This window comes from Streptomyces sp. NPDC024017 (assembly GCF_040638895.1).
Taxonomy (GTDB): Bacteria; Actinomycetota; Actinomycetes; order Streptomycetales; family Streptomycetaceae; genus Streptomyces.
This window is the reverse complement of sequence record NZ_JBEZYZ010000005.1, coordinates 511,676-532,570: the sequence shown is the minus strand read 5'-3', so window position 1 is coordinate 532,570 and position 20,895 is coordinate 511,676. Positions and strand designations below refer to the sequence as shown.

Annotated in this window: 22 protein-coding genes; 8 read left to right on the top strand and 14 right to left on the bottom strand. The window is 70.4% G+C overall.

The features are described 5' to 3' along the window. Positions 1-12 precede the first annotated feature (12 nt). Positions 13-1,041, top strand: coding sequence for an LLM class flavin-dependent oxidoreductase (locus AB0G20_RS16700; protein WP_361302235.1), 1,029 nt, complete (start codon positions 13-15; stop codon positions 1,039-1,041). A gap of 84 nt (positions 1,042-1,125) precedes the next feature. Here AB0G20_RS16700 and AB0G20_RS16695 read toward each other — a convergent pair whose 3' ends face one another. Further along, positions 1,126-1,518: an SCO5389 family protein gene (locus AB0G20_RS16695; protein WP_030246492.1), complete on the bottom strand. Its 393-nt coding sequence runs from the start codon at positions 1,516-1,518 to the stop codon at positions 1,126-1,128. A gap of 252 nt (positions 1,519-1,770) precedes the next feature. On the opposite strand from AB0G20_RS16695, the gene nucS reads away from it, so the two are divergent. Beyond that, positions 1,771-2,442 carry an endonuclease NucS gene (nucS, locus tag AB0G20_RS16690; protein ID WP_030854272.1) on the top strand — a complete coding sequence of 224 codons (672 nt, stop codon included), beginning with the start codon at positions 1,771-1,773 and terminating at the stop codon, positions 2,440-2,442. Positions 2,443-2,509: 67 nt separating this feature from the next. Here the strand turns inward: nucS and AB0G20_RS16685 are convergent, their stop codons facing one another. The 4 genes from AB0G20_RS16685 to AB0G20_RS16670 all read right to left on the bottom strand — a co-directional run bounded on the left by AB0G20_RS16685 (position 2,510) and on the right by AB0G20_RS16670 (position 7,382). Beyond that, complete coding sequence (locus AB0G20_RS16685) at positions 2,510-5,026, bottom strand: ATP-binding protein (RefSeq protein ID WP_361302230.1); 2,517 nt, start codon at positions 5,024-5,026, stop codon at positions 2,510-2,512. A gap of 265 nt (positions 5,027-5,291) precedes the next feature. Further along, entirely contained in the window at positions 5,292-5,615 is a 324-nt protein-coding gene (locus AB0G20_RS16680; protein WP_030246483.1) for an STAS domain-containing protein, read from the bottom strand. A gap of 151 nt (positions 5,616-5,766) precedes the next feature. Then, complete coding sequence (locus AB0G20_RS16675; RefSeq protein WP_361302226.1) at positions 5,767-6,615, bottom strand: 3-hydroxyacyl-CoA dehydrogenase family protein; 849 nt, start codon at positions 6,613-6,615, stop codon at positions 5,767-5,769. A 125-nt stretch (positions 6,616-6,740) separates the two neighbouring features. Continuing rightward, positions 6,741-7,382 (bottom strand): TetR/AcrR family transcriptional regulator, encoded by a 642-nt coding sequence (locus tag AB0G20_RS16670; RefSeq protein ID WP_361302223.1) that lies wholly within the window; start codon positions 7,380-7,382, stop codon positions 6,741-6,743. A gap of 79 nt (positions 7,383-7,461) precedes the next feature. Between AB0G20_RS16670 and AB0G20_RS16665 the strand changes: the two genes are divergently transcribed. From AB0G20_RS16665 to AB0G20_RS16655, 3 genes are read left to right on the top strand one after another with little or no spacing between them, the layout of a single operon-like run. Continuing rightward, positions 7,462-8,244, top strand: coding sequence for an ATP-binding cassette domain-containing protein (locus tag AB0G20_RS16665; protein ID WP_361302219.1), 783 nt, complete (start codon positions 7,462-7,464; stop codon positions 8,242-8,244). Positions 8,245-8,261: 17 nt separating this feature from the next. Beyond that, entirely contained in the window at positions 8,262-9,011 is a 750-nt protein-coding gene (locus tag AB0G20_RS16660; RefSeq protein WP_361302216.1) for an ABC transporter permease, read from the top strand. 13 nt (positions 9,012-9,024) lie between these two features. After that, positions 9,025-9,597: a cob(I)yrinic acid a,c-diamide adenosyltransferase gene (locus AB0G20_RS16655; protein WP_361302213.1), complete on the top strand. Its 573-nt coding sequence runs from the start codon at positions 9,025-9,027 to the stop codon at positions 9,595-9,597. Here the strand turns inward: AB0G20_RS16655 and AB0G20_RS16650 are convergent, their stop codons facing one another. Together AB0G20_RS16650 and AB0G20_RS16645 are read right to left on the bottom strand one after the other, a co-directional pair. Next, on the bottom strand, positions 9,598-9,786 hold the full coding sequence (locus AB0G20_RS16650) for a DUF5708 family protein (RefSeq protein ID WP_361302210.1): 189 nt from the start codon (positions 9,784-9,786) through the stop codon (positions 9,598-9,600). Further along, on the bottom strand, positions 9,783-10,361 hold the full coding sequence (locus AB0G20_RS16645; protein ID WP_361302207.1) for a hypothetical protein: 579 nt from the start codon (positions 10,359-10,361) through the stop codon (positions 9,783-9,785). Before AB0G20_RS16645 ends, AB0G20_RS16650 begins: the two co-directional genes overlap by 4 nt. 152 nt (positions 10,362-10,513) lie before the next feature. On the opposite strand from AB0G20_RS16645, the gene AB0G20_RS16640 reads away from it, so the two are divergent. The 3 genes from AB0G20_RS16640 (at position 10,514) to AB0G20_RS16630 (ending at position 14,293) form a co-directional block, all read left to right on the top strand. Continuing rightward, positions 10,514-11,707 carry a histidine kinase gene (locus AB0G20_RS16640; RefSeq protein WP_361302204.1) on the top strand — a complete coding sequence of 398 codons (1,194 nt, stop codon included), beginning with the start codon at positions 10,514-10,516 and terminating at the stop codon, positions 11,705-11,707. Continuing rightward, entirely contained in the window at positions 11,704-12,345 is a 642-nt protein-coding gene (locus AB0G20_RS16635; protein WP_361302201.1) for a response regulator transcription factor, read from the top strand. The genes AB0G20_RS16640 and AB0G20_RS16635 overlap by 4 nt, the downstream gene beginning before the upstream one ends. A gap of 124 nt (positions 12,346-12,469) precedes the next feature. Then, positions 12,470-14,293, top strand: a complete 1,824-nt coding sequence (locus tag AB0G20_RS16630; protein ID WP_361302198.1) for a glycoside hydrolase family 18 chitinase — start codon at positions 12,470-12,472, stop codon at positions 14,291-14,293. Between the two features lie 35 nt (positions 14,294-14,328). Here AB0G20_RS16630 and AB0G20_RS16625 read toward each other — a convergent pair whose 3' ends face one another. From AB0G20_RS16625 to AB0G20_RS16595, 7 genes are all read right to left on the bottom strand, one after another. Continuing rightward, positions 14,329-14,775, bottom strand: a complete 447-nt coding sequence (locus AB0G20_RS16625; protein WP_361302195.1) for a DUF2550 domain-containing protein — start codon at positions 14,773-14,775, stop codon at positions 14,329-14,331. Between the two features lie 131 nt (positions 14,776-14,906). Next, positions 14,907-15,284 (bottom strand): F0F1 ATP synthase subunit epsilon, encoded by a 378-nt coding sequence (locus tag AB0G20_RS16620; protein ID WP_215118518.1) that lies wholly within the window; start codon positions 15,282-15,284, stop codon positions 14,907-14,909. 117 nt (positions 15,285-15,401) lie between these two features. Further along, positions 15,402-16,838 carry a F0F1 ATP synthase subunit beta gene (gene atpD, locus AB0G20_RS16615; RefSeq protein WP_361302191.1) on the bottom strand — a complete coding sequence of 479 codons (1,437 nt, stop codon included), beginning with the start codon at positions 16,836-16,838 and terminating at the stop codon, positions 15,402-15,404. Next, positions 16,839-17,783, bottom strand: coding sequence for a F0F1 ATP synthase subunit gamma (locus tag AB0G20_RS16610; RefSeq protein ID WP_361302188.1), 945 nt, complete (start codon positions 17,781-17,783; stop codon positions 16,839-16,841). It lies immediately after the preceding gene. Positions 17,784-17,803: 20 nt separating this feature from the next. Next, the gene (atpA, locus tag AB0G20_RS16605) at positions 17,804-19,393 is read right to left on the bottom strand and encodes a F0F1 ATP synthase subunit alpha (protein ID WP_361302185.1); all 1,590 of its coding nucleotides are present in this window, start codon (positions 19,391-19,393) and stop codon (positions 17,804-17,806) included. Positions 19,394-19,519: 126 nt separating this feature from the next. Next, positions 19,520-20,335: a F0F1 ATP synthase subunit delta gene (locus tag AB0G20_RS16600; protein WP_361302182.1), complete on the bottom strand. Its 816-nt coding sequence runs from the start codon at positions 20,333-20,335 to the stop codon at positions 19,520-19,522. Further along, positions 20,332-20,880, bottom strand: a complete 549-nt coding sequence (locus AB0G20_RS16595; RefSeq protein ID WP_161368781.1) for a F0F1 ATP synthase subunit B — start codon at positions 20,878-20,880, stop codon at positions 20,332-20,334. Before AB0G20_RS16595 ends, AB0G20_RS16600 begins: the two co-directional genes overlap by 4 nt. Positions 20,881-20,895: the final 15 nt, after the last annotated feature.

The window sequence follows — 20,895 nt, the reverse complement described above, 5'->3', positions numbered from 1 at the left end:
AGCAGGAAAGCAATGCGCGTTGGAAGTTTCGTGTTGGCGGCCCAGTTCCCCGGTCAGGGCGAGGGAGAGGCGCTGCACCGCGCGGTCCGCTCGGCCGAGGTGGCCGAGGAGGCCGGGCTCGACACCGTCTGGCTGGCCGAGCACCACTTCGTGCCGTACGGCACGTGCCCGTCGGCCATCACCCTGGCCGCCTTGCTGCTGGGCCGCACCCGCCGCATCCGGGTCGGTACGGCGGTCAGCGTCCTGCCCACCGTCCACCCCGTGGCCCTCGGCGAACAGGCCGCGCTGCTGCACCACACGAGCGGCGGCCGTTTCACGCTCGGCGTCGGACGCGGCGGGCCGTGGATCGACCTGGAGGTGTTCGGCGCGGGTCTGGAGGCGTACGAGAAGGGGTTCCCGGAGTCCCTGGAGCTTCTGGTGCGGTGGCTGCGCGAGTCGTCCGTGGCGGCCGACGGGGAGCGCTTCCGCTTCCGTGAAGTCCCGGTGGTGCCCCGGCCGTCGGAGGCCCTGACGGAGGCCGCGGGACCCGAGCTCGTCGTCGCCTGCACATCGCCGGCGAGCGTGCGGCTCGCCGCCGAGCGGGGCCTGTCGATGCTGCTCGGGATGCACGTGGGGGACGAGGAGAAGGCCGAGATGGTCGCGCTGTGGCGGCAGCACGCGCGCGCCTGTGGCCGGTCGCCGGAGGAGATCCGGGGCGCGTCCCATGTGTCGGCCGGCGTCTGCCAGATCGCGGACCGGCGGGTCGACGCGGCGGAGACCCTCATGAAGGCGATGCCGGGCTGGCTGAAGCAAGGCCTGGAGGCGCATGTCACGGTCGACGGGCGTACGCGCCGGATGCGCGACCCGCTCGCATACACGGAACTGCTCTGCGGGCTGCACCCGGTGGGCACTCCGCGGCTGTGCGCGGACCGGCTGGCGGCGACCAGCGAGCGGACGGGAATCTCCCGCTTCGCGCTGCTCGTCGAGGGCTCCGGGGACCTGGCGGCGACCGAGGAGAACGTGCGGCGGCTGGGCGCCGAGGTGCTCCCCCAACTCGTGTGAGAGCGCGGTGGATTCCTGGGGGCTTGCCGCTCCGGTACAGAACTGCACCTCCCGCGTACGGAGCGGCAAGCAAGTGGCGCCGCGTCAGCAGTCCCGGAACTCGGGCGACTGGTTCAGCACCTGGCTGCGGACCGAGGTGAAGCGGCCCAGTTTCTCGTCCACCGAGGAGTCGAGCGGGAACACGGCCACCCGGTGGCAGTTCTGGAAGGCAAGTCGTACACCGAAGTGCCGTTGCAGCGCGCCGCGTATCGCGTCACTCGCAAGCGCACGCAGCAGCTGACCGCGTGCCTGCTCGTCCGGCGGGGGCGTCTGGTTGTCGGCGAACGCGCCGCCGTCCACCTTCAGCTGGGCCACCAGTGAGCTGATCATCTCCCACGCATAGGGCAGGGAGGTCCGGACGCAGTCGACGAATTCCGCTTCGTCGACCTCGCCTCGCTCGGCCTGTTCGAGTAGGGCCGGTGAGACGTCGAGCGACATGAGTTCTCCTCTCGCACCCCCGACGAGCAGGGGTTGCCGGACAGATAAGGGAGTTCGCGACACCGGACACGCTGCGTACACGCACCGCGACCTCCCGTTCATACGGTAAGCACCGTACGGTGACGGCACCAGGAAAATGCGCAGATGAGACACTCTCGCTGAGCACACCGTGCACACAATCGGCCATTACCGAACACGTGTTTTCCAGGGCGAATCGCGTGGACAGGTGCCCGTCGAGTAGCGTTGCCGACCATGCGTCTCGTCATTGCCCGCTGCTCCGTGGACTACGCCGGGCGGCTCACCGCCCACCTTCCCTCGGCCCCGCGCCTGATCCTGGTGAAGGCGGACGGCAGCGTCTCGATCCATGCCGACGACCGGGCCTACAAGCCCCTGAACTGGATGTCGCCGCCCTGCACGCTGAAGGAGGGCACCGGCGAGGAAGAGGGCGTCTGGACCGTCGTCAACAAGGCGGGCGAGAAGCTCATCATCACGATGGAGGAAGTCCTCCACGACTCCTCGCACGAACTGGGCGTCGATCCCGGCCTGATCAAGGACGGCGTGGAAGCGCACCTCCAGGAGCTGCTCGCCGACCGCATCGAGACACTCGGCGACGGCTACACGCTGATCCGCCGCGAGTACCCGACGGCCATCGGGCCGGTCGACATCCTGTGCCGGGACGCCGACGGCAAGACCGTCGCGGTGGAGATCAAGCGACGCGGTGAGATCGACGGCGTGGAGCAGCTCACGCGCTATCTGGAGCTGCTGAACCGCGATCCCCATCTCGCCCCGGTGCGCGGTGTCTTCGCGGCCCAGGAGATCAAGCCCCAGGCCCGCGTCCTCGCGACCGACCGCGGCATCGGCTGCCAGGTCCTCGACTACGACGCGCTGCGGGGCATCGAGGACGACAAGCTGCGGCTGTTCTGACGGTCCGTACGACGACGAACAGGGCCGGGTCCGTTGCGCGGACCCGGCCCTGCCGTGTGTACGGGTGTCAGATCACCGTGTCCGGGCCGCTCGGCGTGCCCGTGGTGCTCTGCGACGCGCTCGCGGTGGTGCTCGGCGCCGGACCGCTGGCCGAGTCGGAGGTGGACGGGCTGGTCGTCGGCGGCGCCGAGGTGGGCGGCACGGAGGTGGGCGGTTGCGAGGTCGGCGGCTCGGACGTCGGCGGCTTCGACGTCGGCGGCTTGGACGTCGTGGGGGGCTTGGACGTCGTCGGCGGCTTGGACGTGGACGGCGGCTTCGAGGACGTCGGCGGCTTGGACGTCGACGCCGGGTCACTCGGGTCCTGCGAACCGCTCGGGGAGTCCGACGGCGTCGGGTCGTCCGACGTGCCGAGCGTGCCGTCCGGGCCCGGGTCGGTCGGGCGGTTGGTCGCCGGGGCCGTGTCGCCGTTGCTGTCGCTGACCGGCTGGTCGGCTCCGAGGCTGCCGTCGTTGATGCCCTGGCTGGCGGACGGGTTGACGCCGACCTGGTCGGACGGCGGGTTCTGATCCTTGTCGGAGGTGGCGCCGAGCGTCACCACCGTGCCCAGGACCGCGACGAGCAGGGCACCGGCACCGGAGGCCACGAGGTTGCGCCGGGCCAGGCCCTTGAGGCCGCCCCGGGCCGCCCGGGAGGGTGCGGGCGAGGCCCCCCGCGAGGGCGAGGGCGAGCTGCGGTGGGTGACCAGGGCCGGGGACGGCGGGTGCTGGAGCGTCGGGAAGGCCGCCGGAACACCTCCGGGCGGGGACGCCGACTCCTCGTCACGGGCGTCGGGCACCTCCTCCCCCGCGGTCGGCCCGAGCCCGAGCGGTGTGCCCGAGCGGTCGGCGACCAGGGCGAGGGCACGGCGGCCGGCGACGGTGCCGCGCTTGTCGGCGAGCGCGCCGCGCAGGCCGATGGAGGCCTCCAGCTCGGCGCGGGCCCGGTCGAGCTGCCCCCCGCACAGGGCGCGGATGCCGAGCTCGTGGTGGAAGTAGGCCTCTTCGGCGACGTCCCCGGCGAGCCGGGCGGCCTCGGCGCCGGACCGCAGGGCCCGCTCCCAGGCGCTCCAGTGCAGTCCGGCGGCGAACGCGGGGGCGGCGGTGCGGGCCAGGTGCACGGCCGCGCTCTCCTCGCCCTCGGCGGGCGGCCGGGTGGCCGGGCCGAGGACGGCCAGGGCGGCGAGGACCGCGTCGGCCTCGCCGCACACGCGTTCCGGGGTGACCGAGGGGTGCCCGGCCCACCAGGAGTAGTGCTGAGCGGCGCTGCGGGCACGGGACTCGGCCTCGTCGGCGTACCCGGCGGCCTCCAGCTGGGCCGGCACGCCGGCCGCGAGGCGGTAGCGGGAGCCGACCGGGGAGACCAGGCCGCAGGCGGCCAGTTCGCCGAGCGCGGCGTCCGCGTGGGTGTCGCCGACCAGGGCGGGCAGATGCGCCTGGTGCGGGACCTCGCCACCGAGGGCGACGGCGAACCGCAGGGTGGCGCGGGCGGAGGCGCTCAGCCGGGAGGCGAGCAGCGGAGCGGGCGCGGCGGCCTCGCCGAGCGCGGGCAGCGGCACGTCGTCGCCGAGGTCGTAGGCCCCGGCGGTGTCGGCCGGGGGTGCGTCCTCGAAGACGCCGAACTCGTCGACGGCACCGGTGCCGGCACGCATCCGGTCGCGCTGCCGCAGCAGGGCGCCGGCCTGGACGAAGCGCAGCGGCAGGCCCTCGGACTCGAACCAGAGGTCGCCCGCCCAGTTGGACTCGTCCTCGGTGAGGGTCCGGCCGACGGCGTGCTCCAGCAGGTCGAGCCCGGCCGCGCGCTCCAGTCCGCCGAGGAGGACCTCCTCGACACCGGCGTCGGCGGAGGGGGCCGGCACGTCCGGGGTGGCGCCGAGCAGGAAGGCGCACTCGGGCGTGGCCTCCAGCAGCTCGTCGAGCGCGGCGCCGCCGAACTCCAGGTCGTCGAGGACGACGACCGCGCCGATCTCACGGACGTAGGTGAGCAGTTCGTCCCGGTCCGGGCGGTGCAGGGGGGCGCTGTACACCGCGTGGAACAGGTCGTACAGCAGATCGCCGGAGGTGCGCCCGAAGCCGTTGAGGCGGACGACGCCGTCGGGGGCGAGGTCGGAGCAGTCCTCGGCGACGAGGTCGAGGAGCCGGGTGCGGCCGGAGCCGGCCGCGCCGGTGAGGCGGGTGGAGCGGCCGCGGGCGAGCAGGCGCACCAGGTGCTCGCGCTCGTCCTGGCGGGCCAGCAGCGGCAGGGCGGGCTGCGGGGGGCCGGGCGGGACGGGCGGGCGGGCCGCGCGCTCGGCCTCGGCGCGCTCGGCCGCGGTGAGCTTCACGGGCCGGGCGGGACGCTCGGTGGGCGGGCAGACTTCTATCTCGCTGCCGTCGACGGGGTTGACGGTCAGCAGGAAATCGCCGGAGACGAGCTGCACTGTGCGGGCGAGCGCCGGCGCGTGCTGCCCGAAGTCGGGTGCGAGGGATTCCCTGGGAGGGCGCTGGCGCGGCGCAGGGCCGTCACCGTCGTGGCCGTACTCCTCGGGTCCCTGGTTGTCAGGATCCATAGGTCAAGCCCCCCAAAAGCGTGTGTGTGCCTGAAAAGCCCCTCCCGGCCTTGCTGCACACCGCGCTGTCGCTTCTGGTCCGGTCCCGCCGAAGGGTGTCAAGGCAGCGGGCAGCCGAACCCTAAACCTTCGCACAGTATCTACGACAGTCCGGGGTACCGCGCCGTCCGTAACGTCACGGTCTCGTGAGGATTGTGCGCGTCGCACGATTCGACGACGTGCGTCCGGGTCTCCCCGGTCGCCCGGCTCACACCCGTACGAAGCGTCACACGCGGGGAAGGGTCTCCACCCCGATGCCGCCCTCGATCGCCAGGATCCGGTGCAGGCGGGTGGCCACCAGCAGGCGCTGCATCTGCGGCGGTACTCCGCGCAGCACCAGACGCCGGCCGCAGCGGCCGGCCCGCCGGTGGGCCCCCATGATCACGCCCAGTCCGGTGGCGTCCCAGGAGTCCAATTCGGACAGGTCCAGCACGAGGTCGCCGACTCCGTCGTCGACGGCCGAGTGCAGGACCGTACGGGCGTCCGCCGCGCTCCGGACGTCGAGGCGGCCCCCGACGACCAGCTCGGCGTGGTCGCCCCTGATGTACATATGTGCTCCCCGTGCGTGCGAATCGTGCTCCGCGTTCTGGATGTGGGTGATGCAACCTCTGACTGTGTGGAGGAGCCAGAGGTTGCTTCTTGTAAGCGAACCGATACCGAATTCACCCTGGGGGGTGATGGCCCCCGGGGCATGTGCGGTTTCAGTGCTTGTAGAAGCCCTGCCCGCTCTTGCGCCCGATGTCACCGGCGTCAACCATCCGGCGCATCGACTCGGGGGCCGCGAACTTCTCGTCCTGCGACTCGGTGTAGATGTTGTTCGTGGCGTGCAGCAGGATGTCGACGCCCGTCAGGTCCGCCGTCGCCAGCGGACCCATGGCGTGGCCGAAGCCCAGCTTGCAGGCGAGGTCGATGTCCTCGGCGCTGGCCACGCCCGACTCCTGCAGCTTCGCGGCCTCGACGACCAGGGCGCAGATGAGACGGGTCGTCACGAAGCCTGCGACGTCGCGGTTGACGACGATGCAGGTCTTGCCGACCGACTCGGCGAACTCCCGGGCCTTGGCGAGGGTTTCGTCGCTGGTCTTGTAGCCGCGGACGAGTTCGCACAGCTGCATCATCGGCACCGGCGAGAAGAAGTGCGTGCCGACGACACGCTCCGGGCGCTCCGTCGCTGCCGCGATCTTGGTGATCGGGATGGCGGAGGTGTTGGACGCGAGGATCGCCTCGTCCTTCACGATCTTGTCGAGCGCGCGGAAGATCTCGTGCTTGATCTCGAGCTTCTCGAAGACGGCCTCGACGACGACGTCCGCGTCGGCCACGGCGTCCAGGTCGGTGGTCGCGGTGATGCGGGCCAGGGCGGCGTCGGCGTCGTGCGCCTCCAGCTTGCCCTTGGCGACGAACTTGTCGTACGACGCCTTGATGCCGTCGGTGCCCCGCGTCAGCGCCTCGTCGGTGACGTCACGCAGGACCACCTCCCAGCCCGCCTGTGCGGAGACCTGGGCGATGCCGGATCCCATGAGGCCGGCTCCGATGACGGCAAGCTTCCGTGCCACTGTGCGACTCCCCTGACGCGCTGCTCATGTCTGCTCTCGGGCGGACACTAGCGCTCGTGAGGGGCTGTGTGACCAGTAAGTAATGCGCGTCACGTCTCACATGACGGACATCACACCGGCGCGGGTCATGCGGCGCCTCGTACGGCGTAGTTGAGCACCTTCTCGCTCAACAGCTCCTCGATGTCGTCGAGGAGGACGAGCATCTCCCGTGACACTTCGTCCGGGTTGCGCCCCTGGGCCATCTCGCGGCCGATCGAGACGAAGACGGTGCCGTGGACCCAGCAGATCTGACCGGAGATCAGCCTCGGCAGCGGGTCGCCGTCCTCGGCGCCCGCCTCCTCGCGGAGGGTCGCCTCCAGGTTGTCCTGGACCTCCTGCTGAATGCTCCACAGCCGGGAGCGCAGCGGCGGGGCCTCGTCGATGCAGCGCATGAAACGGTCATAGCCCTCGATGAGGCCCATCCGGGGTGAGACGGCCTCGATCTCGGCGCGCAGTTCGCGCAGCACCGCCCGGGCGGCCGACTCCCCCGCGTCCCGGCCGCGCACCCAGCGGGAGAGCCGGCCGACGACGCCCTGGGAGCGGTCGAAGAAGAGGTCCTCTTTGGCCGGGAAATAGTTGTAGACGGTGTTCACGGAGACGTCGGCCGCTTCCGCCACGTCCGCGATCGTCACCGTCACGAACCCGTGCTCCAGGAACAGCCCGGTGGCGATGTCCGAGATGCGCTGCCTGGTCTCGCGCTTCTTCCGCTCCCTGAGCCCCTCAGCCATGTCCGAATCCTAGCTTCCCTGGTGGCTCTGAAAACTTGGGGTCATTGCAAACTTTAAGAGACTCTGTTTTTCTAGGGCCATGGCAATCATCAGTACGGCCGGCCTGGCCCGTACCTTCCAGACGAAACGCGGCCCCGTGGAGGCCGTGCGCGGTATCGACCTGACCGTCCGCGAGGGCGAGATCCTCGGCTTCCTCGGCCCGAACGGGGCCGGCAAGACGACGACCCTGCGGATGCTGACGACCCTGCTGGAGCCGACCGGCGGCGCCGCCACCGTCGCGGGTCACGACCTGGCGAGCGACCCCGCCGGGGTGCGACGGGCCTGCGGGTACGTGGCGCAGTCCGGCGGGGTCGACCCGCAGATCACCGTGCGGGAGGAGCTGGTCACCCAGGGGCGGCTGTACCGCCTGTCGAAGACCGAGGCCGTCGAGCGCGCCGGGGAACTGGCCCGCGACCTGAACCTCACCGAGCTGCTCGACCGCAAGTGCGCCGCCCTCTCCGGCGGGCAGCGGCGCCGCCTGGACATCGCGATGGCGCTCACCCACCGCCCGAAGGTGCTGTTCCTCGACGAGCCGACCACCGGTCTCGACCCGGGCAGCCGCGCCGACCTGTGGGACCTGGTGCGCCGGCTGCGCGACACGTACGGCACCACCGTCTTCCTGACCACCCACTACCTCGACGAGGCCGACGCCCTCTCCGACCGGCTGGTGATCGTCGACCAGGGCGTGGTCGTCGCCGAGGGCACCCCGAGCGCGCTGAAGCTCGAGTACGGCGGCTCGCTCGACGCCTCGCTCCAGGACACCTTCCTCGCCATCACCGGCCGCAATGCCGCGCCGGCCGACCAGACCCCCGTCGCCGTATAGACGCCAGAGGACTCACGATGCTGTTGCACGACACCGCGCTCGTCTACGGGCGCTACCTACGCCAGTCCCTGCGTTCCCGGTTCGCACTGCTCTTCGGCGTCCTGATGCCGCTGCTGTACCTGCTGTTCTTCGGTCCGCTGCTGACGGATCTGCCGCTGGGCGGACAGGGCAGCTCGTGGCAGGTGCTGGTGCCCGGGCTGCTGCTGCAACTCGGTCTGTTCGGAGCGTCCTTCGCGGGCTTCTCGATCATCATCGAGAAGGGTCAGGGGGTAGTGGAGCGGATGCGGGTGACGCCCGTCAGCCGGCTCGCCCTGCTGCTGGGGCGGGTCCTGCGGGACGCGACCGTGTTCGTCTTCCAGGCGGTGCTGCTGGTGCTGGCGGCCCTGGCGATGGGCCTGCGGGCCCCGCTCGCGGGCGTCCTGATCGGCTTCGCGTTCGTCGCGCTGCTGACGGTGTCGCTGGCCGCGCTGTCGTACGCGCTGGCGATGAAGGTCCGCACCCCGCAGGAGTTCGGCCCGGCGGTCAACGCCATGACGATGCCGATGATGCTCCTGTCCGGCCTGATGCTGCCGATGACACTGGGACCGAAGTGGCTGGACGTGCTGTCCCACTTCGTACCGTTCCGCTATCTGGTGGACGCGGTCCGGGACGCCTACGTCGGCTCGTACGCCACGGAGCACATGGTGTACGGCGTCCTGGTGGCCGTCGGCTTCACCGCGCTGGCCGTGACAGTGGGCACACGCGTGTTCCGAACCGCCGGAGCGTAACTACGCTGGCGGCATGGTCAATCTGACGCGCATCTACACCAGGACCGGCGACCAGGGCACCACCGCCCTCGGCGACATGAGCCGGGTCGCCAAGACCGACCTGCGGATCGCCGCGTACGCCGACGCCAACGAGGCGAACGCGGCGATCGGCACGGCCATCGCACTGGGCGGCCTGGACGAGGAGATCGTCACGGTCCTCACCCGCGTCCAGAACGACCTGTTCGACGTGGGTGCGGACCTCTCGACGCCGGTGGTGGAGAACCCCGGGTTCCCGCCCCTGCGGGTCGAGCAGTTCTACATCGACAAGCTGGAGGCGGACTGCGACCGCTTCCTCGAAGAGGTGGAGAAGCTCCGCTCCTTCATCCTCCCGGGCGGCACCCCGGGCGCGGCCCTGCTCCACCAGGCCTGCACGGTGGTCCGCCGAGCGGAACGCTCGACCTGGGCGGCCCTGGAGGTCCACGGCGAGGTCATGAACCCGCTGACGGCCACCTACCTCAACCGCCTCTCCGACCTCCTGTTCATCCTCGCCAGGACGGCGAACAAGGAGGTCGGCGATGTGCTGTGGGTACCGGGCGGGGAGCGTTAGTCAGCTCTTGCCGCGTGCCTCCTGCCACAGGCCGGAGGCGACCAGCACACCGCCGACGCACATCATCACGATGCCGACCTTCGTGAGGGTGACGACGGGGACCTCCACATCGCCGGTGAACAGCCACAGCCCGAGGCCGATCACGAAGGTGACGACCCCCTCCACCAGGTTCCCGCGAGCCTTGCTCATCGCTGCGCCCCCTCCTTCTCCGGCGTGACCTCCGGCTCACCCGCCGGAGCCTTCCGCGGCCAGATCGCGTAGCTCAGCGCGATCAGGCCGTGGATCCCGGCCGTGCGCCAGGCCACCCAGCGCCAGTTCTCCAGGGAGGTGACGCGGCTCGGGTCGTCCACGTACCAGATGGCGAGCTGGAGCAGCACCGTCGCGACGACGGCCGCCGTCAGCGTCCCCAGCCACACCTTGCCCTCGTGGCGCGCCCGGGCCATGCCGTAGCGCGGCGGCTTCGGCGGGGGCGGGCCGCCGCCGAGCCGGTGGGCCGCGTGGCCGTCGAGCCACTTCACGGTGCGGTGGCCGTGGCCGACGGTGTAGCCGATGTACAGCGCGGCAAGACCGTGCGTCCAGTTCGGGTCGGCGCCGTTCTTCAGGTCCAGCGCGGTGGCGACCAGCAGGACGACCTCCAGCAGCGGCTCGCACAGCAGCAGCGCCAGTCCGGTGCGCGGCATGCGCAGCAGATAGCGGACGGACAGCCCGGCCGCCAGCAGCACCCAGAAGCCGATCTCGCAGGCTGCGATCAAGGCGACGATCACGGTTCGCTCCTCTCGGTCACCCTTCCAGGCTCCCGGCCGGCGCGGCCCGAATCGTCGTCGCGACTGACGAACCCGCGGTACATCGAAAGATGCAGTCGGGGACCCTACGCGGGGATCACGCGCGGGGCACGGCAGCCGTGTTGGATGGTGCCATGGCCGTACGACTCCCCCGCCCGCACCGCTTCGACGTCCACGTCGCGCTGGGCGGGCTGCTCGGCGGGCTGCTGCTGTGGGGCCTGGGCCTGGCCACCCGTCCGCACACCGAGCCGTACGTGCTCCTGCCCGGACGCTGGCCGGTCCTGCTGCCGCTGGCCGTCATGGCCGGTTGCGAGTTGCTGCGCCGGACCGCCCCGCGCATCGCCCTGCTGACCGGCACGGCCGCGATCGTCGTGGACGTCCTCACCCAGGGCAACCTGGTGACGGTCCTGATGTACACCGACCTCATGTACGCGGCCGTCCTGTACGGCCCGCCCGCCTCGGCCCACCGCATCCCGCGGATCACGGGGCTGCTGTCGGTGGCGGGGACCGTGGTGCCGTTCGCGCTGTGGCGTGAACCCGAGGCACTGCTGATCGGTGTGGTCACCGGTCTCGTGGCGTTCGCGCCCGCGGCCACCGGCCTGATCGTCCGCAACCACCGGGACGCCGCCGTGGCGGCCCGGCTGCGCGCCGAACAGACCGCGCTGCTCGCCGAGATGGACCGCACCCAGGCCGTCACCGCCGAACGCGCGCGGATGGCCCGCGAACTGCACGACATGGTCGCCAACCACCTCTCCGCGATCGCCATCCACTCCACCGCCGCGCTCTCCCTCGACGACCCGAAGACCTCCCAGGAGGCGCTGGTGGTCATCCGTGAGAACAGCGTGCAGGGGCTCTCGGAGATGCGGCGGCTGATCGGCATCCTGCGCGACTCCAGCGGAGACACCGAGCCGGCCGCCGCCCCGACCCTCGACGGACTCGGCGCCCTGGTCGAGGGTGCCCGCACCAACGGCCTGGACGTCACGCTCGACGTCGCTCACGGCACGGTTCCCGCGCCCTTCGAACTCGCCGCCTACCGCATCGTCCAGGAGTCCCTCACCAACGCCCTCAAGCACGCCGCACCCGGCCGGGTCGCGGTGTCCCTCGCCCAGCGGGACGGGCTGCTGACCGTCGCGGTGACCAGCCCCTACGGCGACCGGGACGGGCCGAGCGCCCCCGGCTCCGGCGCCGGTCTGGTCGGCATGCGGGAACGCACCGCGCTGCTGGACGGCACGTTCGAGGCAGGCCCCGAGGACTCGCCGGACGGCAAGATCTGGGTCGTACGCGCGGCCCTGCCCGTCACCGACATCGTCGAAGGAGACACCGCATGATCCGCGTCCTGGTCGCCGAGGACCAGTCCGCCGTCCGCGCGGGCCTGGTCCTCATCCTGCGCAGCGCGCCCGACATCGAGGTGGTCGGCGAGGCCGCGGACGGCGAGCAGGCGGTGGCGCTGGCCCGCGAGCTGCGGCCGGACCTGGTGCTGATGGACGTTCAGATGCCACGTCTGGACGGGGTGTCGGCGACCCGGCAGGTCGTCGCGGAGCACCTGGCCGACGTGCTGGTGCTGACCACCTTCGACCTCGACGAGTACGTCTTCGGGGCGCTGCGGGCGGGCGCGTCCGGCTTCCTCCTCAAGAACACCGAGGCGAGGGAGCTGCTGGAGGCCGTGCGGACGGTCGCGCGCGGGGAGGGGCTGATCGCCCCGGCGGTGACCCGGCGGCTGATCGCGGAGTTCGCCGCCAAGCCCGCCCGGGAGCCCGCGGCCGACCCGGCGGTGCTCGACCAGCTGACCCGGCGGGAGCGCGAGGTGCTGGCCTGCCTAGGCGAGGGTCTGTCCAACGCGGGCATCGCGGAGCGGCTCGACATGGCCGAGGCGACCGTGAAGACCCACGTCAGCAGACTGCTGGGGAAGCTGGGGCTGCGGAGCCGGGTGCAAGCCGCGGTGCTGGCCCAGGAGTTGGGTGTCTGATCCGAGTTCGGCGCGTGGTGGTCCAGACCTATTGACCGGTGGTCCAGACCTTTCTATTCTCACCGCACCACGAGTGGCGTGAGGCTCAGTCACGCCCCCCACAACTCCATCAAGGAGGCGCAGCATGCGCTTCAGACACAGAGCCGCGGCAGGGTTCGTGACCCTGTTGCTCCCCTTCGCCGGCCTCGTCGGCCTGGCGAGCCCGGCCCAGGCAGCCACGTCCGCCACCGCCACGTACGCCAAGACCCAGGACTGGGGCTCCGGCTTCGAGGGCAAGTGGACGGTGAAGAACACCGGCACCACGGCCATCGGCTCCTGGACCGTCGAGTGGGACTTCCCCTCCGGTACCTCCGTCACCTCCGCCTGGGACGCCGACGTCACCTCCTCCGGCACCCACTGGACCGCCAAGAACAAGTCCTGGAACGGCACCCTCGCCCCCGGCGCCTCCGTCACCTTCGGCTTCAACGGCACCGGCTCCGGCTCCCCCACGAACTGCAAGCTCAACGGCGGCAGCTGCGACGGCGGCACCACCGAACCCGGCGACAGCGCCCCGAGCGCCCCCGGCACCCCCACCGCGTCCGGCATCACCGACACCTCGGTGAAACTGACCTGGTCCGCCGCCTCCGACGACAAGGGCGTCAAGAACTACGACGTCCTGCGCGACGGCACCAAGGTCGCCACCGTGACGACCACCTCGTACACCGACACCGGCCTGACCAAGGGCACGGACTACTCCTACTCCGTCCAGGCCCGTGACACCGCCGACCAGAGCGGCCCGGTCAGCGGCTCCGTCCGGGTCCGCACCACGGGCGGCACCACCGAGCCGCCCACCGGCGACAAGGTCAAGCTCGGCTACTTCACCGAGTGGGGCGTCTACGGCCGCAACTACCACGTCAAGAACCTGGTGACCTCGGGCTCGGCGTCGAAGATCACGCACATCAACTACGCCTTCGGCAACGTCAAGAACGGCCAGTGCACCGTCGACGACACCTACGCCGCCTACGACAAGGCCTACACCGCCGACCAGTCCGTCAGCGGCACCGCCGACACCTGGGACCAGCCGCTGCGCGGCAACTTCAACCAGCTCCGCCAGCTGAAGGCGAAGTACCCGCACATCAAGGTGCTCTACTCCTTCGGCGGCTGGACCTACTCCGGCGGCTTCGGCCAGGCGGCGCAGAACGCGTCCGCGTTCGCCAAGTCCTGCAAGGCCGTCGTGGAGGACCCGCGCTGGGCCGACGTCTTCGACGGCATCGACATCGACTGGGAGTACCCGAACGCCTGCGGCCTGACCTGCGACACCTCGGGCCCGGCGGCCTTCAGGACCCTCTCCCAGGCCCTGCGCACCGAGTTCGGCCCGAACTACCTGGTCACCGCGGCCATCACCGCCGACGGCTCCTCCGGCGGCAAGATCGACGCGGCCGACTACGGCGGCGCCGCCCAGTACCTCGACTGGTACAACGTGATGACGTACGACTACTTCGGCGCCTTCGACAAGGACGGCCCGACCGCCCCGCACTCCCCGCTCACGTCGTACCCGGGGATCCCGCAGGCGGGCTTCAACTCGGCCGACGCGATCGCCAAGCTGAAGGCGAAGGGCGTCCCGTCCAAGAAGCTGCTGCTCGGCATCGGCTTCTACGGCCGCGGCTGGACCGGCGTCACCCAGTCCGCCCCGGGCGGATCGGCGACCGGCGCGGCCCCGGGCACGTACGAGGCGGGCATCGAGGACTACAAGGTCCTGAAGAACTCCTGCCCGGCCACCGGCACCGTCGCCGGCACCGCGTACGCGCACTGCGGCAGCAACTGGTGGTCGTACGACACCCCGGCCACGATCGCCGGGAAGATGACCTGGGCGAAGAACCAGGGGCTCGGCGGCGCGTTCTTCTGGGAGTTCAGCGGAGACACCGCCAACGGAGAGCTGGCGACCGCCATCGACAGCGGCCTGAAGTAGGCCGCATCACAGAGAAGTTCGAAGGGTCGTAGACCCTAAGCGACATTGACGCGCTGACCGGGCGGGGCTGCTTCCAGCCACGCGAGGAAACCGGTCAGCGCGTCTTCGCTCATCGCGAGTTCGAGACGCGTGCCCCGGTGCAGACAGGCCAGGATCACATGGTCGGACAGGAGCGCCAGCTCCTCCTCACCCTCCGGGACCCGGCGGCCGGCCACCTCGATCGCGGAACGCTCCAGGACGCGGCGCGGACGCGGCGAGTACGAGAAGACGCGGTACCACTCGACGCGGTCACCGTTGTACCGGGCCACCCCGTACGCCCAGCCCTTGCCGTTCGAGTCGCCCTCGGCCGGGGCGTCCCAGCGCAGGCTGGCGTCGAAGGTGCCGCCCGAACGCTGGATCAGCCGGCGGCGCAGGCCGAAGACGAACAGACCCACCACCACGAGGGCCACCACGATTCCGCACACAGTCAGAGCGAGGACCATCGACACCGACCTCCTCGTCTCCTAGGTAACGGAACGTAAAAATCACCCACATCCGCCTCAGCCGCGGCTGGGTCCCGGATCACTCCGGTACCCAGCCGCGGCTGAGTGACGTCATCACACGGCGGACGGGGTCAGCGCGCCGCCGTGGCAGCCCGCAGGCGGACGTCCGCGCGGCGCTTGGCCTCCGCGTCGTCCTCCGCCTTCGCGCGCTCGAGCTCCTGCTCCGCGCGCTGGACATCGATCTCGTCCGACAGCTCGGCGACTTCGGCCAGCAGCGAGAGCTTGTCGTCCGCGAACGAGATGAATCCGCCGTGGACCGCGGCGACGACCGTCCCGCCCTCGCTCGTGCGGATGGTCACCGGGCCCGACTCCAGCACACCGAGCAGCGGCTGGTGACCGGGCATGACGCCGATGTCGCCGGACGTGGTGCGCGCGACGACCAGGGTGGCCTGGCCGGACCAGACCTCACGGTCGGCCGCGACCAGCGCGACGTGCAGCTCAGCAGCCAAGGGTGGCTCCTCGGGTCACCACCCGGCGGGAGTGCCGGGTGTTGGTTACAAGTCTAGTAGGCGTGAATGAGGGGGCGGGACGAACCCCGCCCCCTCATGACTCGAGCACTGCCCGGGTCAGGAGACGCCCAGCTCCTTCGCGTTGTTCTTCAGGTCCTCGAGACCACCGCACATGAAGAACGCCTGCTCCGGGAAGTGGTCGTACTCGCCGTCGCAGATCGCGTTGAACGCGGCGATCGACTCGTCCAGCGGCACGTCCGAACCGTCCACGCCGGTGAACTGCTTGGCGGCGTGGGTGTTCTGGGACAGGAAGCGCTCCACGCGACGGGCACGGTGGACGACGAGCTTGTCCTCCTCGCCGAGCTCGTCGATACCGAGGATCGCGATGATGTCCTGCAGGTCCTTGTACTTCTGCAGGATGTTCTTCACGCGCATCGCGGCGTTGTAGTGCTCCGCCGAGATGTACCGCGGGTCGAGGATCCGGGACGTGGAGTCCAGCGGGTCCACGGCCGGGTAGATGCCCTTCTCGGAGATCGGACGGGAGAGCACCGTCGTCGCGTCGAGGTGGGCGAAGGTGGTGGCCGGGGCCGGGTCGGTCAGGTCGTCCGCGGGGACGTAGATCGCCTGCATCGAGGTGATCGAGTGACCACGGGTCGAGGTGATGCGCTCCTGGAGCGTGCCCATCTCGTCGGCCAGGTTCGGCTGGTAGCCCACCGCGGAGGGCATACGGCCGAGCAGGGTCGACACCTCGGAGCCGGCCTGGGTGAAGCGGAAGATGTTGTCGATGAAGAACAGCACGTCCTGCTTCTGGACGTCACGGAAGTACTCCGCCATCGTCAGGCCGGCCAGGGCCACGCGCAGACGGGTGCCCGGGGGCTCGTCCATCTGACCGAAGACCAGGGCGGTCTTGTCCAGAACGCCGGACTCTTCCATCTCCGCGATGAGGTCGTTGCCCTCACGGGTGCGCTCGCCGACGCCCGCGAAGACGGAGACGCCCTCGTGGAGGTTGGCGACACGCATGATCATTTCCTGGATCAGCACGGTCTTGCCGACACCGGCACCACCGAACAGACCGATCTTGCCGCCCTTGACGTACGGGGTGAGCAGGTCGACGACCTTCAGGCCCGTCTCGAACATCTCGGTCTTCGACTCGAGCTGGTCGAACGCGGGGGCCTTGCGGTGGATGGACCAGCGCTCGCCCTCGTAGGCCTCGTCGCTGTTCAGCACCTCACCGAGGGTGTTGAACACCTTGCCCTTGGTGAAGTCGCCGACCGGGACGGAGATGCCCGCGCCGGTGTTGGTCACCGAGGCCTGGCGGACCAGACCGTCGGTGGGCTGCATGGAGATGGCGCGGACCAGGCCGTCACCCAGGTGCTGGGCGACCTCCAGGGTCAGCGTCTTCTTCTCGCCCGCCAGCGCCGGGTCTGCGACCTCGACGTGCAGGGCGTTGTAGATCTCCGGCATCGCGTCGACGGGGAACTCCACGTCGACGACCGGGCCGATGACCCGCGCGACGCGGCCCGTCGCCGTGGCCGTCTCAACAGTGGTGGTCATTTATCGGTCACTCCCCGCGGTCGCGTCGGCCAGGGCACTCGCGCCACCGACGATCTCGCTGATTTCCTGGGTGATTTCGGCCTGGCGGGCCTGGTTGGCAAGCCGGGTGAGCGTCTCGATGAGCTCTCCGGCGTTGTCGGTGGCCGACTTCATCGCGCGCCGCGTGGCGGCGTGCTTGGAGGCGGCCGACTGGAGCAGCGCGTTGTAGATGCGGCTCTCGACGTAGCGCGGCAGCAGGGCGTCGAGGACGTCCTCCGCCGACGGCTCGAAGTCGAACAGCGGGAGGATCTCGCCCTTGCCGGGCTTGCCCGCCGCTTCAGCGGCCGATGTCTCGGCCTCGGCGACCTCGTCGAGGCTGAGCGGCAGGAGCCGGGCCTCGATCGCCGTCTGCGTCATCATCGACACGAACTCGGTGTAGACGATGTGGAGCTCGTCCACGCCGCCCTCGTCCGTCTCCGTCTCGATCGCCTCGATCAGCGGGGCCGCGACCTTCTTGGCGTCCGCGTACGACGGGTCGTCGGTGAAGCCCGTGAACGACTCCGCGATCTTGCGCTCGCGGAAGTTGTAGTGGGCGACACCACGGCGGCCGACGATGTAGCTGACGACCTCCTTGCCCTCGGCCTCCAGCTTCGCCGTGAGCCGCTCCGCGGCCTTGATGGCGTTGGAGTTGAAGGCGCCGGCCAGACCGCGGTCGCTCGTGAGGAGCAGGACCGCGGCACGGGTCGGGTTCTCCGCCTCCGTCGTCAGCGGGTGCTTGGTGTTAGAGCCGGTGGCGACCGCCGTGACCGCGCGGGTGAGCTCGGTCGCGTACGGGGTGGAGGCCGCCACCTTGCGCTGCGCCTTGACGACGCGCGAGGCGGCGATCATCTCCATCGCCTTGGTGATCTTCTTGGTCGCGGTGACGGATCGGATGCGACGCTTGTAGACCCGGAGCTGGGCTCCCATGAGTCAGGTCCCTTCCGTCGTCACTTGCCGGCAGCCGGGGTGTCCTCGCCGAGCAGCTTGCCGTCGGAGGTCTCGAACTGCTTCTTGAACTCCGCGATGGCGTCTGCCATGGCCTGGAGGGTGTCGTCGGACATCTTGCCGCCCTCGCGGATGGAGGTCAGCAGGCCCTGCTCCTTGCGGTGCAGGTACTCCAGCAGCTCCTTCTCGAAGCGGCGGATGTCGGCGACGGGGACCTCGTCCATCTTGCCGGTGGTGCCGGCCCAGATGGAGACGACCTGGTCCTCGGTGGCCATCGGCTGGTACTGCGGCTGCTTCAGCAGCTCGACCATGCGCTGACCACGCTCCAGCTGCGCCTTGGACGCGGCGTCCAGGTCGGAACCGAAGGCGGCGAACGCCTCCAGCTCACGGAACTGGGCGAGGTCCACACGGAGGCGGCCGGACACCTGGCGGATCGCCTTGTGCTGGGCGGAACCACCGACGCGGGAGACGGAGATACCGACGTTCAGCGCGGGGCGCTGACCGGCGTTGAACAGGTCCGACTCCAGGAAGCACTGGCCGTCGGTGATGGAGATGACGTTGGTCGGGATGAACGCCGAGACGTCGTTGGCCTTGGTCTCGACGATCGGCAGACCGGTCATCGAGCCGGCACCCATCTCGTCGGAGAGCTTGGCGCAGCGCTCCAGCAGACGGGAGTGCAGGTAGAAGACGTCACCCGGGTAGGCCTCACGGCCCGGCGGGCGGCGCAGCAGCAGCGACACGGCGCGGTAGGCGTCGGCCTGCTTCGACAGGTCGTCGAAGATGATCAGGACGTGCTTGCCCTGGTACATCCAGTGCTGGCCGATGGCCGAACCGGTGTACGGCGCCAGGTACTTGAAGCCGGCCGGGTCGGACGCCGGGGCGGCGACGATGGTCGTGTACTCCAGCGCGCCGGCCTCCTCCAGAGCGCCGCGCACACCGGCGATCGTGGAGCCCTTCTGACCGATGGCGACGTAGATGCAGCGGACCTGCTTGTTCGGGTCGCCGGTGCGCCAGTTGTCACGCTGGTTGATGATCGTGTCGACGGCCAGGGCGGTCTTGCCGGTCTGGCGGTCACCGATGATCAGCTGACGCTGGCCACGGCCGATCGGGGTCATCGTGTCGACGGCCTTGTAGCCCGTCTCCATCGGCTCGTGCACCGACTTACGGACCATGACGCCCGGGGCCTGCAGCTCCAGGGCACGGCGGCTGTCGGTCTCGATCTCGCCGAGGCCGTCGATCGGGTTGCCGAGGGGGTCCACCACGCGGCCGAGGTAGCCCTCGCCCACCGCAACGGAGAGAACCTCACCGGTACGGGAGACCGGCTGACCCTCCTCGATACCGCTGAACTCGCCGAGGACGACACAGCCGATCTCGCGCTCCTCGAGGTTGAGGGCGAGACCGAGGCTGCCGTCCTCGAACTTCAGCAGCTCGTTGGCCATGACCGAGGGCAGACCCTCGACCTTCGCGATACCGTCGCCGGCGAAGGTGACCGTACCGACCTCCTCGCGCGAGGCCGCGTCCGGCTTGTACGCCTGGACGAAGTTCTCCAGCGCGTCCCGGATCTCCTCCGGCCGGATCGTGAGCTCCGCCATCTGGGTTCCCTGCTCTCCTTGTTGGGCCCGAAGTTTCACTTTGGGGGTCTGGGGGCGACCCCCAGGATTCTTCTGCACGGCCCAACCAGGGCCGTCGTAAGTACGTTGTGCCTATTGAGTTGCTGCTCAGCCGGCGAGCCGGCGGCTGGCGTCCTCGATGCGGTCCACCAGAGCGCCGTTGATGACCTCGTCGCCGACCTGCACCCGGATTCCGCCGAGGACCTCGGGGTCCACGTCCAGGTTGAGGTGCATCGTGCGGCCGTAGAGCTTCGCGAGGGCGGCACCCAGGCGCTGCTTCTGCGGGTCGCTCAGCGGTACCGCCGAGGTGACGATGGCCACCATGCGGTCCCGGCGATCGGCGGCGAGCTTGGACAGGGACTCGAGTCCCGACTCCAGGCTACGTCCCCGCGGCGCGGTCACAAGGCGCGTGACCAGACGCTCGGTGGCCGACTGCGCCCGGCCGCCGAGCAGGCTGCGCAGCAGCTCGCCCTTGGCCGAGGTGGTGGCCTTGCGGTCGGTCAGCGCGGCCCGCAGCTCGGTGCTGCCGGAGATGATCCGGCCGAACCGGAACAGCTCGTCCTCGACGTCGTCGAGCTTGCCGGCCTGCTGGGCGGCCGTGAGGTCGGCGGTGTCGGCCAGCACCTCCAGCGCGTCCACCAGGTCGCGCGACTGCGACCAGCGGGAGCGCACCATGCCGGCCACCAGGTCGGCGGCGGGGCCGCTGACCTGGGTGCCGAGCAGACGCTGGGCCAGCTCGGCCTTGGCCTCTGCGGCCTGCGCCGGGTCGGTGAGGACCCGACGCAGAGACACCTCGCGGTCGAGCAGCGCGGTGACGGCGGCCAGCTCGTCGGCGAGCGAGCCCGCGTCCACGGACGTCGAGTCCGTCAGCGCGTCGAGACGCTCACGTGCGGCTGCCAGGGCCTCGCGGCTCGCTCCGTTCATCGTCCGGCCTCGGCCTTCTCCTCGAGCTCGTCGAGGAACCGGTCGATCACACGGCTCTGGCGGGCGTGGTCCTCGAGGGACTCGCCGACGAGCTTGCCGGCCAGGTCGGTGGCGAGCTTGCCGACGTCCTGGCGCAGCGCGGACGCGGCGGCCTTGCGGTCGGCCTCGATCTGGGAGTGACCGGCGGCGACGATCTCCTCGCGCTGACGCTGGCCCTCGGCCCGCATCTCGGCGATGAGCGCGGCACCCTGCTCCTGCGCCTCCTGGCGCAGACGCGCGGCCTCGTGCCGGGCCTCGGCGAGCTGTGCCTTGTACTGCTCAAGGACGCTCTGGGCCTCGACCTTCATGGTCTCGGCCTCTTCGATACCGCCTTCGATCGCCGCGCGGCGCTCCTCCAGAACCTTGTTGATGTTCGGAAGCAGCTTCTTCCAGAAGAAGAAGAACACGATGGCGAAGGCGATGGTGCCGACGAGCAGCTCGGGGCCCGGAGGAACGAGCGGGTTCTGCTCTTCCTCGGCCGCCAGCTGCACCAGGTTGGCGATCACATCAGTGCCTTTCGT

Excerpts from the sequence above, each read along its gene's own strand:
- AB0G20_RS16700 (WP_361302235.1), top strand. The coding sequence starts at position 13 with ATGCGCGTTGGAAGTTTCGTGTTGGCGGCCCAGTTCCCCGGTCAGGGC.
- AB0G20_RS16695 (WP_030246492.1), bottom strand. The coding sequence starts at position 1,518 with ATGTCGCTCGACGTCTCACCGGCCCTACTCGAACAGGCCGAGCGAGGC.
- nucS (WP_030854272.1), top strand. The coding sequence starts at position 1,771 with ATGCGTCTCGTCATTGCCCGCTGCTCCGTGGACTACGCCGGGCGGCTC.
- AB0G20_RS16685 (WP_361302230.1), bottom strand. The coding sequence starts at position 5,026 with ATGGATCCTGACAACCAGGGACCCGAGGAGTACGGCCACGACGGTGAC.
- AB0G20_RS16680 (WP_030246483.1), bottom strand. The coding sequence starts at position 5,615 with ATGTACATCAGGGGCGACCACGCCGAGCTGGTCGTCGGGGGCCGCCTC.
- AB0G20_RS16670 (WP_361302223.1), bottom strand. The coding sequence starts at position 7,382 with ATGGCTGAGGGGCTCAGGGAGCGGAAGAAGCGCGAGACCAGGCAGCGC.
- AB0G20_RS16665 (WP_361302219.1), top strand. The coding sequence starts at position 7,462 with ATGGCAATCATCAGTACGGCCGGCCTGGCCCGTACCTTCCAGACGAAA.
- AB0G20_RS16660 (WP_361302216.1), top strand. The coding sequence starts at position 8,262 with ATGCTGTTGCACGACACCGCGCTCGTCTACGGGCGCTACCTACGCCAG.
- AB0G20_RS16655 (WP_361302213.1), top strand. The coding sequence starts at position 9,025 with ATGGTCAATCTGACGCGCATCTACACCAGGACCGGCGACCAGGGCACC.
- AB0G20_RS16650 (WP_361302210.1), bottom strand. The coding sequence starts at position 9,786 with ATGAGCAAGGCTCGCGGGAACCTGGTGGAGGGGGTCGTCACCTTCGTG.
- AB0G20_RS16640 (WP_361302204.1), top strand. The coding sequence starts at position 10,514 with ATGGCCGTACGACTCCCCCGCCCGCACCGCTTCGACGTCCACGTCGCG.
- AB0G20_RS16635 (WP_361302201.1), top strand. The coding sequence starts at position 11,704 with ATGATCCGCGTCCTGGTCGCCGAGGACCAGTCCGCCGTCCGCGCGGGC.
- AB0G20_RS16630 (WP_361302198.1), top strand. The coding sequence starts at position 12,470 with ATGCGCTTCAGACACAGAGCCGCGGCAGGGTTCGTGACCCTGTTGCTC.
- AB0G20_RS16625 (WP_361302195.1), bottom strand. The coding sequence starts at position 14,775 with ATGGTCCTCGCTCTGACTGTGTGCGGAATCGTGGTGGCCCTCGTGGTG.
- atpD (WP_361302191.1), bottom strand. The coding sequence starts at position 16,838 with ATGACCACCACTGTTGAGACGGCCACGGCGACGGGCCGCGTCGCGCGG.
- AB0G20_RS16610 (WP_361302188.1), bottom strand. The coding sequence starts at position 17,783 with ATGGGAGCCCAGCTCCGGGTCTACAAGCGTCGCATCCGATCCGTCACC.
- atpA (WP_361302185.1), bottom strand. The coding sequence starts at position 19,393 with ATGGCGGAGCTCACGATCCGGCCGGAGGAGATCCGGGACGCGCTGGAG.
- AB0G20_RS16600 (WP_361302182.1), bottom strand. The coding sequence starts at position 20,335 with ATGAACGGAGCGAGCCGCGAGGCCCTGGCAGCCGCACGTGAGCGTCTC.